Origin of the sequence: Bradyrhizobium sp. CCBAU 65884, from assembly GCF_028128835.1 — a bacterium.
Lineage (GTDB): Bacteria > Pseudomonadota > Alphaproteobacteria > Rhizobiales > Xanthobacteraceae > Bradyrhizobium > Bradyrhizobium ottawaense.
The window spans coordinates 1-10,806 of the sequence record NZ_LBJU01000060.1; the positions used below are offsets into that span (position 1 = coordinate 1).

The window sequence follows — 10,806 nt, forward strand, 5'->3', positions numbered from 1 at the left end:
AATCCGTCCGGAATGAAATCGGAATGCCTGGCCGGCTTCGCGTCGGAATCAGTGGCCGGCTTCATCGGAATACGCACTTGCTATGCTGGCCGAAGGAATCAGCATCGCCGACGCTGCCGTCTGGGCGCGCATCAAGCCCGCCACAATCGAGCGCTAGCTGGATATCGGCGGGGGCCTATGGTGTGCACACGATCATTGCGAAGCCGTTGCGGCGAAACAAGCTGACGCCCCGCCAGCGGAGGGACATCAATGGCTGGCATCCGCGCGACGGTTGACCACTCGACAAACCGGCTGGAAGCCGGATCATGCCCGCAATGAGATCGCGGCGCGGTTCGGTGTGCTGATTACGGCAGCAGCCACTCAAAGCTTGCTCCCTGATGCAAGGATGCATTGACCACCGCCTCACATTCCTGACTTCTGGCTGTCACTCAGTTCACGAAAGCTGGAACGAGTCCGCAAAACCTTGAAGGTCGACAGCTGCGCTTGAACGACCGAGCAGTCAGCTCTCTGAACCGCGCGCCCTCTGAGCTTGCCGTTGCTGCGGCGTCGCCTGATGAACCGGCACAGCGGACAAATCACGAACGACGCCGAGCGACGTTTCGGGGTCGAGATCACAGCTTACGGTGCAGACCGACTGGTGGCGTCGCGAAACTCTCCTGCGGAAGAGATTCAACGTTGCGCCAGTCTACGATTAAAGGGACATCATTCCATGATTTAAGGGTCGGTCCACTCATTTTCTTCCTCCAGTCCACGATTTGGGACATCGACAGCCGGTCCTGGAAAGACGTTTCGTTCATTGCAATCGAGCCCCTCGGCGTCGAAGCAACTTCTGACAATTTTCGGGCATCCGAAACGTTGCAACCCGCGAATGGAACTGCGGTTATGCGCGACGCGATGCGCGGGCTGCATCACGTTGCTCCCCGCCAGCGGCAAACAAGGCCTTTGGCAGAGCCCATGAATAGCACGGCGACGCACGAATCGGAATGATCGTTCCTGGAACGATCGTTCCGATGTGAGTTCCCTTGTCGCCATGGATCTCAAGGAGGTCATGGCGATCAATCTGCGTCGGATACGTCATGTGAAGAAAATGACGCAGGAAGAGTTGGCCGATGGCGCCGGACTAAGCGTCCGTTACGTCGGCGCAATTGAACGCGCAGACGTGTCGGCCAGCGTTACCGTGCTCGGCCGCATCGCGGAGGCCCTGGGGGTCGAGGCAACCGATCTGATCAAGCGAACGGCGGTTCATCCTCATCGCGATCGATGAAGGAACGAATTTGTGCTCCATCGCAGCCTTGGCGCGTTATAAATCAACTGAGCATTGACTCATGCAAAAGTTGATAGGCGGCTTTACGTAAATCTGGCTGTCTCCAGAGACGCATAGCTGTCCAGGGACGGAACGGCATGCTGGGCGAGATGGAGCGGGTTATGACCCTGTATGAGCACGTGCCAGCCGACATCCGCGAAGTCTTGGACGCTTACGTAGGGGACCTCAGGCCCCAACCTTGGCGAACTCGCTTCCTCTTGCTGATTGATCTCCTTCAAGAGAAATTGGAGACTGAAGGCGCCGCTGAGCACTGGCGTCTGCTTCAACAATGGACCGGCATAGTAACGGCGATCTTGGAACACTTGCCGCCTGACAGTTCGGTCGTCGAATGTTTGGGGTTGATGAGCATCAGCTTCAACGACCAATGGCGCGCTCAGGCGCTCGCTCAGATCGAGCGAGATCCTATGGTGGTGGATCGTCTCGTCGCGATCTGCCCCGACTGGGGAGACATCGTCGAAACCGTAGTGGAGACCAATCAAAGACGGCCGATCAAAGCGGCACGCACCCGCTGATCGGAATCGATTGCACCCTCCCCGCTTCCACCGTCACGACCAACGAGGTCCTTCGCGATTCCTCAACGTGGCAATGCCTCGCCCGGACCAGCCGGGCGAGGCATTGTAGGTCGGGTTAGTCGCCGTTGCGACGGCTGGGGCGGGACCAAATCAAGCTGAAGCCCTCGCCCTCCTCGTCGTCAAAGAGGTTGGCGAAGATCGGAGCGGTGAAGCTCGGATCGTCGAGCTTGAGGCTCAGATAGTTGCGGCCCTCGTTGGAGCGCTTGGACCAGCCAGCCCCGATCTCAACTCTGCCGACATAGACGCGGTGGCTCGGTGCATTCTCGCCGGAGCGGTTGGTTTCGGGGACAATCCGGACGTTCCTGGCCTGGAGCGAGAGAGTGACGATTTCGCCGGTGAACTCGTTGTTGCCGGTCTTCTTGAAGGTGCCGATGGTCGCCATGGTGATTTCTCCTTGATCTCTGTTTCCGAGCCCGCACCTTGCGGCCTCGATGATGATCGATAGGCCGGAGGCGATCGACGGCGCACCCCGAAGGGGCCGCAGCGCCAGCGGAGGATGGCAGCAGAGCGACTTTCTTGTTTCGCGAGGAATGACGGCGCAGCCGGCAGGGGAAGAAAGTCGATCGGCGCCCTTGCGCTATAGGCGGTCGAGGCGTCAGCCGTCCTTCGGCCAGATCCACCCATCGGAGAGGCCGTTCGGTGCGCTCGATCTAAACAGAGCTGACTTCAAGGAGAACATGGCGATCTGCGAATCCCGCCGAGAGACTGGCCCAAAGAGCTCACCGGTGATTGGATCTCTGTCCTGGCGAGGATCTGCGCTTCCGCGATCACGCGTCGGCTGCGCCCATTCACGAGGACCGCTGGCCATGTGGATTCGCGGGTTGGTTGAAACTCCTGCAACGACTGCCACGAACCTGCCATTCTACGATGATTGATCGATGCCGACGCTTGGGTGGCTCTGAGCAGTGGCTCCAAGGACGAGGACGGGCAGGCGCTGCAGTTCCTTGATTGAGGCAGCCACGTTCGACGTGGCGTTATCAGCCTCGCCCAAGACTTGCCCCGCGGTTCGGGTACGGCCACGCAGAGTGAGGTGCGCGGTCCGAACAAGAATACGTCGCGCACGATGACGACCGCGCAGAGGCGGGAGAAGAGTAGAACCAGATGAGCGATAATTGCGATCTCGAAAATAGAACCATCGAAGCGATACGGCACTATCGCGAGACACTCGCCGTGGTCGACGGCCTGGAGCGAAAAGAACGTTCCGCGCATCGAGCACTGACCAGGACAATGCTTGAGTTGGGACGCGCCATACGCGGCGAAGACCAACGGTCTCTCAAGGATAGCATTGAGATTGGCTTAGCAGCTGTCTCGCGGCAGGAGGAAGCGTGGGCCAACCTAAGCGAGGCGGCTGCGCGACTGGATTCAGCCCGCCTGACCGTGGCCGCCCTCGAGCGGCAACTTGGATATATTCCGAAAGTCCCGGTTGTGGCGAGAGATTCGAGCCAGCTCAAAGAATACCGGGGTTCAAATCCATAGTTCACCATCTTCAGTGATCGAAATCCCCTTTCACCGCAGCGGCTTGGCGCGCGTGCATTACGCAAAAACAGCCGCACTACGGCTAACAACCAGGCGATTAGAACGCGATCAACCTTATGTCCGGACCAATCCCGACCTCGAATGGCGTACCCTTGCGAGCATTCGGCTTTCAGGTTGGCCGGGGAATGACTTGATGTGCGCGACGGTCTGATCGACGCTGTCGAGAAACTTCACCCATTTGGAATACTCGGCCCATGACTTGGGAATGGGCGCTTTTGGGTCTGCAGGCGACGGCTTGTGGAACAGCGCATCCATGACGGGCCCAACCGGGATGTCGTCCGTCCAAAATTTTCCAAAAAAGACCATCGGACTGAACTGTCCCTGTCCGATCGGGAAGGAATGATAGTAGTTCTGGGCCGCGTCCTGGAAAACCTCCTGCATGGTCCCCGCGCTGCCCCGCATGTAGATGACCCCATGGGTCGCCAACGCGAGCAAGCCATCTTCGCGGATGCTGTTCTGAAAATACTTCGCGATCAGGTCGGCGAATGGAGTGAAGGGTTCAAAACCGTACATCCATGTTGGAATACCGAGACCGCCACCCCTCCCAAGCTGTTTCCGGATGGTCGCGGCAGGTGCGAGATATTTCCCCAGCGCTTCGGCAATCGCGCGATCAACCGTGGTGCCATCCGGGCTAACCACAGACGTGGCGTTGACGGGGATGCTTGCCGGCACACCCTTTGCCTAGATCTGCGCCAGCACATCGAGAAGCTGCTTTTCATCAGGGCAGGCCGCACCGAGATGGACCGCCTCCATCATGCCCGGACCGCCCCCACTTGCAACGAGATAGCCTTCTCGTGTCAAGGCAGCGGACAGCTGGGCAGCGGCAACATAGTCCGAGTCTCATCTTGCGGCCGAGTGGCCGCCCATGATGCCAACAATGTGTTTACCTGCGACGGCATCAGCCAAATGTTGGGTGATGCCATTGTCGTGCAGCGCACGGCTCATTGCGACCAGATAGTCGCCGGTCGCGGCCCCGCCAGCAGCTTGAAATTCGCGGAAGATACGAAAATCGAGCATGTCGACATAGGTCTCGGGCCGTGTCGGGTCAAAGCCGCTGAGCAGCGTCTCGGCCTTGTAGAGGGATTTCGGAAAGGGCTCGAACTGGAAGGTCGGCGTCATCTCAGTGCTCCCAGCCGCTACTTGAGCGCGGCGTTGATCAGGCTGGCGACCTTTGGCCGGCAAGCGCGACTTGAGATTCCGCAACCGACTTTGCTTTCGAGAGGTACGCCGCATCAAGATCATAAGGTCCCTTGTCCGGACCGACCGCCGTCCCGTAGGCGTATTGCTGCGCCAGCGCGGCCGATTCCTTGAACCACATTTCGGGGTCGTCGATTTTCGCCAGCGTCGGGTCTGCGGCGGGAAGAAGAGAAGCCGCGCCGATAGCCGCAGCGGCTGTGCCGCGGTCACCTAGAATGCCATCCCAAACGAAATGAAGTTTGGAAGGTTGCACGCCTCCGACATTGACGAGTTCGGCGTTACCACCCTGATCGCCTTTGAGCTGGTGTGTGAACCGGGAAACGGCATGCAGTGGCTGGTGGGCATCCCCGACCAGGTGGAGCAACCACACGAGATCATAGCACTTCAGATCGTCCGTGCTATTGTGGTCAGAGAGAGCGGCTTTGAGCAGGCGGATCTGGGTGAGCGCATTGACCGCCGGCGCAGGATCCGTCTTTTCGCCATCGGGCGAGAAGGGGATGTCGTAGTAGTGCCAGTAGTCATGGACGATGTGATCGGATGTACCGATGTTCTGTGCGGCGGTACCGTCAGTGACTTTGTCGTAATTATAACAACCCGGCGCATGCGATACCTTGCAGGACAGGATGCCCTTGATGTCGTCGGCCCAAGTAGCCGCATGCACGAAAGCTGCCTGAGCTTTGTCACTGTCGGGCAAGCCTTCAAGGCCCTTGATCCATAGCGGATACGCCGGGTGTTGTTTGATGAGGGCATCGACCTTCGGCCGCAAGGCATCATCAAGCCTCCCGTAAGCGACTGCGGCAACTTCCATGTGGCCCATATCCCACCACGCGTGACCGGGACTGACAAACCCCATAAAAACGAAAAATAGGACGGCGAGAACGCGCATAGCTTGGCTTCCTTCCGCACAGCATCACTGGCTGGCAATGAAATCTCTTCAAAATCAGTTCGCGACATATCTCGACGGGATCACTGCCGGGACAGTGACTAACCGGCATTGATTTCTATGGCAGTTCGTTGATCAACGCAATCTAAAGTTAAGCTAAACGCATGCTGCAATTCAACAGTATGCCGCGAATAAGTCTGTGACACGTGATTTGGATTTCTGCGCCGCTGTTGGGGGCTAAGGCGGGCACCTCGGCCCTAGTCAGGTCTGACAATCGTAGATTCGGCTATGTGATTGCAGCACTGAGCAGTAACCTACCCTAAGCGAAGATTTTCAGCCGCTTGTTTGCCGCTGCGATTCGCCACAAGTTCGTAACTGACCCTCGCGCCTTCAACGAGCGAAGTATAGCCCGCCTTCTCTACTGCCGAGATGTGCACAAAAACATCTTTGCCACCATCGTCCGGCGCAATGAACCCATAGCCTTTGGTCGGGTTGAACCACTTAACAGTCCCTAACGGCACGCCATTTGCTCCGAAAAGAAGAACATCTGAAATCTAAATCAATCGATGTCATGGTCGCAAGTCTCCTCGGCGAACAGTGACTCGAGCGATGGTCACATTTTCTTCGAAAACCCCGCGCTAACTGTCGCCTGATTGTCGCGGCCGGATGTACGCCGTGGCATGACGGGAGCCCCGGCTTTCATGCCGGGGTTTTTCGTTTCCAGCGCGAGAAGTTCTCGGATCAGCGCAGAGCGAAAAGTCCCAGAGCAGGCAGACATGTCGCAGAATATCTACGACAATTCCGATTTCTTCGCTTGCTACAGCAAGCTGCCCAGACAGGTGCATGGGTTGGACGGCGCCCCTGAATGGCCCGCGATCCGAGCCATGCTGCCTTCTCTGGATGGAAAACGTGTCGTCGATCTCGGATGTGGCTTCGGCTGGGCCTCGCGTTGGATGCGGGAGCAGAGAGCGGCCTCAGTCCTTGGTCTCGATTTGTCGCAGAACATGATCGAGCGTGCCAGGGCGACCACAACTGACGCTGCGATCAAGTACTGCATCGCCGATCTTGAGAAGCTGGACCTACCGAGTCGGCTTTCAACCTCGCCTACAGCTCGCTGGCTTTTCACTATGTTCAGGATTTTGGCCGTCTCGCGCATGTGATCCGAAAGGCGCTGGTTCCTGACGGGCATTTCGTCTTTACGATTGAATATCCGATCTTTATGGCAGCCGCACATCCGCACTGGATTAGCGATGAGGAGGGCCGCAAAACTTGGCCGGTCAATCGATATTCCGTCGAAGGCCAACGTCGGACGGACTGGTTCGCTCCGGGCGTCCTAAATACCACAGGACGGTGGGCACTACCCTGAATACCCTGATTGGCGCTGGCTTTCAAATTCGGCGGGTCGAGGAGTTTGCCCCGACACACGAGCAGATCCAGCAGATGCCGCAATTGGCCGAAGAACTAGAACGCCCGATGATGCTCATCGTATCTGCGTCCACACCGATCGCCGGCGAAGATTGAAACCGTCGTGACTGGGTCGTACCGGGCCGCCGCCCCAGTACACATGTCAGCCCCGCGCCAAGCGCTGTCTTGCTGGTCCGTCCGCGGCCATTCCAGTGAAGCGGATGAAAGCCGTGATGCTGACGGCAACGGCTCCGACGACCGCGAAAACCGTCTGCCACGTCGGTGAGCCATCTGGGCAATTCCGTGCGTGGCACTGTAGCCGGCGACGGTGGCAGGCGCGACGTAGAAGATGATGACTAAGAGCCGGAGCCAAGTCCATGTCACGAGGGCGAGCGCGAGCTGGCCGATGCCGAAGGTTGCGGCGCCAGCCACGAGCGCGACAGCAATGCCGCCCACAGCGCCGGCTCCCGTGTGGAAGGCCCAAAGACCAATCGCTACGCCGGCGAAGACGGGCAACGCGAAGACTGCAAGCGTGAAGAGCAGCCAGGCGAAGAACCCTATGACGAGGAAAACAAGCAGTGGTCCCAAGGTGATCATGGTGGTGGGCTCCGTGAGATAAAGGTCTGACGGTCGCGCCTTCCACCACCACCACGGCGCGAACGCAGTATAGCAGCAAACGGCGCCGACGGAATCGTCACAAATCCAGTTGCGTGCGACGGCCGAAGTGACCATATTGAGCGTCAGGAGCCGATCGCCTGGGCTGCAAGCGACCCAAAAGGCGGCATCTCGATTTCTTAATCGAACACCCCAACGGCAACCATTCTGCCGGCGCGCGGTGGTCATGAAGCGCTTGTGACTGCCATTAAGACGCCGGACTGAAATGGATTTGCCATGTCTTCAATCCAAAAGGAATGCGCAGACTTTCTGCGTACGACATTCAACAATCTGACCGGCAGCAAGCTTGGGTCGGGTCACGCTCACGAAATCGTTGCTGCATATTTTGGCTATTGCACCGCAGCGGCTTTAAGGGCCGAGCCCACATACCAGCTTTCTGCTTTGAACGAAGCCGCGATCCTAATACCTGATCTGCGCTTGATGGATCAGCGCCTGCAGCAGCTCAACGGTCTTCCCACAGGCCTACCCAACGTTGACGAACTGGCGTCGCAGCTGTCCAGCTTTCTCAGTGCAAACGGCTACCTTTCAGGCGAGGTGTGGTACACCCGAGATCTCGAGGAGTATATCGACGTGTCCTTCATTCAAGAGGATCCCATGATGATCGAGGACGCTCTCTCGGGTGAGATGGCTATGACGAACGCATTTTTTGACGAGCTTTATATCGATAAAGTAAGCCTCGACGTCGGAAACGATGTGCTCGCGGCAAATGTCTCAGGCGCTCTCAATGGAGAGAACGATCCGGATAAGCCGTTCAGCGGGGATTCCATCGTTTTCACGACGATGATGACGTTTGAGCGTGTGGCCGGTCGAACCGGCTATAGAAGGCCGGAGCTGGAGACATCGGGCGCCATTGATGACTCGCATTATTATGACGAGGACGCCTGAGCCTGCTCGATATTTGTGCCGCGATTGAGCTCTCAGCTCGCTTGTCGTTTTGCAAGACGACGGCGGCGTCTATGCGCCGCCGGACCTCCAGACCGGGATTCCGAGCTTCTTGGCCTTATCGGCGAGGTTGTCCTGGATGCCGGTGCCGGGGAAGTGCATCACGCCGATGGGGAGCATCTCCAGCATCGCGTCGTTGCGTTTGAACGGAGCGGCCTTGGCGTGCTTCGTCCAGTCGGGTTTGAACGCGATCTGCGGCACCTTGCGATGATCGGCCCATTTGGCCGCGATCAGTTCGGCGCCTTTTGGCGAACCGCCGTGCAACAGCACCATGTCCGGGTGCTTGGCGTGAACCTGATCAAGCTTGGCCCAGACTAGCCGGTGGTCATTGAAGTCCAGACCGCCAGTCAGCGCCACCTTTGGGCCGGGCGGCAGGAGCACCTGATTGTCGGCGCGCTTCTTCGCGGCCAGGAAATCGCGGCTGTCGATCATCGCGGAGGTCAGATTGCGGTGGTTGACCTTCGACCCGTTGCGCGGTCGCCAGGCGGAATGGGTGTGACGTTCGAACTCGTCGGCGGCCTGATCGCGCATCAGCTCGAAGGCGCCTCGCCGCTCGATCAGCGTCCGCCCTTCTGCCGTCAGGCGCTCCAGCTCGACGGATTTGATCTCGCTGCCGTCCTGCTCCCGCTGCGAGCGCTGTTGTGCCAGCTCGTTGTCATCGAGCTCGCGCTCGATCCTGTCGATAGCACGATGGAAGACGTTCACCGTTGACCAGAGCAGGTCTTCGAGGTCGGGCTCAAGACGGGTATCGGACAGCGCCACAACGAGAGCGTCGAAGATAGCGGAGATCGTCGAATACCTTCTGACGACAATCATTGATCACTCGGAAATGCCTCCTGAGATACTTGTATCGTTCGGCTGTGATCTTTCTTTCCTCTAGCAATATCGTCGTCCGCACCCAATGATGGATGTCGTGGCAATCGATGCAAACGATCTCGATACGCAGCAGCGTTGCGGTCCCAGCGCTTCCATTTTCTCGATAGTCCCAGACTTCGTGAGCTTGAAGTCGCGGCCCTGTCGACCCGCAAATTTCGCAGCAGGCGCCCCGTAGCTTGACGAGCCTGCGGCGGAGTTTATCCCATCGTGCCTTTCCGATGCCTTCGCTCGATCGTAGATTCAGTTTCGCGAGCGGTTTTGGGATCAACTCGACGCGGAGTTTGAGCTGACGACGCACACGTGCCTTTGAGGGCTGCTTGTTTGCCAAGATCATCGAACGTGTCCGCGAGCAAGTACGAAGGCCAGGAAGGCACCGACCATGATTCGGATCGTGATCGCTATAGCTCCAAATCTGCGTTACATTCTCGAGCGTCTGCAACCGTGATCATCACGCCGGCTCACGACTTACCGTCCCCAGTCTGCGTCCCCTGCCACTGGTGGCATGCATAAAAAGCTAGCGTATCCATATACATACTTGAACCAGCACGGTTCTGCACACCCCCCCACTACCGCGTCTTCGATCACGCTGGATCACCCTCGATCCCTCTGAAACACCTATAACAATAGCTCCTTCCTTGCATTGCGTACTGGGGGCGCTCATGGCAAATTGGGAGCGGTTAGAGGGATAGGAAACGGTTTTCCGATCCCAGTAAACGATCCCCGTTTCTCCCCGACCGATCCCAACTGCGGAACAGCAGAGACGCCATGCCAAGCCTGACCGACACCGCGATCCGACATGCGATGAAGCGCGTCGAACTCAGCCGGAAACAAGAAAACCTCGCAGATGGTGAAGGTCGCGGCACCGGCCGCCTCGTCCTCGTCGCTCAAGCCGATGCCGAAGCGCGTGACCGCTGAGTGGATGGCGCAGCAATGGCGCGACGGTAAACGCGCTAAAAAGAAGCTCGGCGCCTATCCGTCGACGTCTTTGGCCCAGGCGCGCGAGGTCTTCAAGCGTGACTACGCCGATGTGATCCAGAAGGGCCGGAGCATCAAGATCGCGACAGACACCCGCCCCGGCACCGTCGCTGATCTGTTCGAAGGCTATGTCGGGTCGCTCAAGGCTGCCGGGAAGCCGTCCTGGAAGGAGACGGAGAAGGGCCTCAACAAGATCGCCGATACGCTCGGACGCAACCGGCTCGCGCGCGAGATCGAATCTGAGGAGATCGAGCTTATCCGGCCGATCTACGAGCGTGGCGACGGTTCGATGGCCGATCACGTGCGATGTTACATCCACGCGGCCTATAGTTGGGGGATGAAATCGGACAACGATTATCGGAATACATCCCCGCGCCGCTTCCGTATCGCATTCAATCCGGCCTAGGAAATTCCGACCGAAC

Annotated in this window: 9 protein-coding genes and 4 pseudogenes; 6 read left to right on the forward strand and 7 right to left on the reverse strand. The window is 58.4% G+C overall.

All coding sequences use genetic code 11. The features are described 5' to 3' along the window. The first annotated feature begins 1,030 nt into the window (after positions 1-1,030). Both XI03_RS02090 and XI03_RS02095 read left to right on the forward strand, forming a co-directional pair. Positions 1,031-1,264 (forward strand): helix-turn-helix domain-containing protein, encoded by a 234-nt coding sequence (locus tag XI03_RS02090; RefSeq protein ID WP_271591169.1) that lies wholly within the window; start codon positions 1,031-1,033, stop codon positions 1,262-1,264. Positions 1,265-1,401: 137 nt separating this feature from the next. Next, a complete protein-coding gene (locus tag XI03_RS02095) occupies positions 1,402-1,836 on the forward strand; it encodes a hypothetical protein (protein ID WP_271591170.1) in 435 nt (144 codons plus the stop codon). Between the two features lie 115 nt (positions 1,837-1,951). Here the strand turns inward: XI03_RS02095 and XI03_RS02100 are convergent, their stop codons facing one another. Beyond that, positions 1,952-2,278 carry a DUF736 domain-containing protein gene (locus XI03_RS02100; protein WP_271591171.1) on the reverse strand — a complete coding sequence of 109 codons (327 nt, stop codon included), beginning with the start codon at positions 2,276-2,278 and terminating at the stop codon, positions 1,952-1,954. A gap of 719 nt (positions 2,279-2,997) precedes the next feature. On the opposite strand from XI03_RS02100, the gene XI03_RS02105 reads away from it, so the two are divergent. Next, entirely contained in the window at positions 2,998-3,372 is a 375-nt protein-coding gene (locus XI03_RS02105) for a hypothetical protein (RefSeq protein WP_271591172.1), read from the forward strand. A gap of 114 nt (positions 3,373-3,486) precedes the next feature. Here XI03_RS02105 and XI03_RS02110 read toward each other — a convergent pair whose 3' ends face one another. The 4 genes from XI03_RS02110 to XI03_RS02125 all read right to left on the reverse strand — a co-directional run bounded on the left by XI03_RS02110 (position 3,487) and on the right by XI03_RS02125 (position 6,033). Beyond that, entirely contained in the window at positions 3,487-4,104 is a 618-nt protein-coding gene (locus XI03_RS02110) for a hypothetical protein (protein ID WP_271591173.1), read from the reverse strand. A gap of 168 nt (positions 4,105-4,272) precedes the next feature. Further along, the gene (locus XI03_RS02115; RefSeq protein ID WP_271591174.1) at positions 4,273-4,551 is read right to left on the reverse strand and encodes a hypothetical protein; all 279 of its coding nucleotides are present in this window, start codon (positions 4,549-4,551) and stop codon (positions 4,273-4,275) included. Between the two features lie 37 nt (positions 4,552-4,588). Further along, positions 4,589-5,515, reverse strand: coding sequence for a S1/P1 nuclease (locus XI03_RS02120; protein ID WP_271591175.1), 927 nt, complete (start codon positions 5,513-5,515; stop codon positions 4,589-4,591). A gap of 311 nt (positions 5,516-5,826) precedes the next feature. Further along, complete coding sequence (locus tag XI03_RS02125) at positions 5,827-6,033, reverse strand: cold-shock protein (RefSeq protein WP_271591176.1); 207 nt, start codon at positions 6,031-6,033, stop codon at positions 5,827-5,829. Positions 6,034-6,288: 255 nt separating this feature from the next. Between XI03_RS02125 and XI03_RS02130 the strand changes: the two are divergent. After that, positions 6,289-7,033: pseudogene (locus XI03_RS02130) on the forward strand (class I SAM-dependent methyltransferase). 46 nt (positions 7,034-7,079) lie between these two features. On the opposite strand, the pseudogene XI03_RS02135 reads toward XI03_RS02130, so the two are convergent. Then, positions 7,080-7,513, reverse strand: a pseudogene (locus XI03_RS02135) (hypothetical protein). A gap of 294 nt (positions 7,514-7,807) precedes the next feature. Here XI03_RS02135 and XI03_RS02140 point away from each other — a divergent pair. Then, positions 7,808-8,476, forward strand: a complete 669-nt coding sequence (locus XI03_RS02140; RefSeq protein WP_271591177.1) for a hypothetical protein — start codon at positions 7,808-7,810, stop codon at positions 8,474-8,476. A gap of 69 nt (positions 8,477-8,545) precedes the next feature. Here XI03_RS02140 and XI03_RS02145 read toward each other — a convergent pair. Further along, positions 8,546-9,325, reverse strand: a pseudogene (locus tag XI03_RS02145) (DUF2493 domain-containing protein); the annotation flags it as partial. 849 nt (positions 9,326-10,174) lie between these two features. Between XI03_RS02145 and XI03_RS02150 the strand changes: the two are divergent. Next, positions 10,175-10,787, forward strand: a pseudogene (locus tag XI03_RS02150) (Arm DNA-binding domain-containing protein); the annotation flags it as partial. Between the last annotated feature and the right edge of the window lie 19 nt (positions 10,788-10,806).

What these genes read in the sequence shown, in the direction of transcription:
- XI03_RS02090 (WP_271591169.1), top strand. Translation starts at nt 1,031, where the DNA reads ATGGATCTCAAGGAGGTCATGGCGATCAATCTGCGTCGGATACGTCAT.
- XI03_RS02095 (WP_271591170.1), top strand. Translation starts at nt 1,402, where the DNA reads ATGCTGGGCGAGATGGAGCGGGTTATGACCCTGTATGAGCACGTGCCA.
- XI03_RS02100 (WP_271591171.1), bottom strand. Translation starts at nt 2,278, where the DNA reads ATGGCGACCATCGGCACCTTCAAGAAGACCGGCAACAACGAGTTCACC.
- XI03_RS02105 (WP_271591172.1), top strand. Translation starts at nt 2,998, where the DNA reads ATGAGCGATAATTGCGATCTCGAAAATAGAACCATCGAAGCGATACGG.
- XI03_RS02115 (WP_271591174.1), bottom strand. Translation starts at nt 4,551, where the DNA reads ATGACGCCGACCTTCCAGTTCGAGCCCTTTCCGAAATCCCTCTACAAG.
- XI03_RS02120 (WP_271591175.1), bottom strand. Translation starts at nt 5,515, where the DNA reads ATGCGCGTTCTCGCCGTCCTATTTTTCGTTTTTATGGGGTTTGTCAGT.
- XI03_RS02140 (WP_271591177.1), top strand. Translation starts at nt 7,808, where the DNA reads ATGTCTTCAATCCAAAAGGAATGCGCAGACTTTCTGCGTACGACATTC.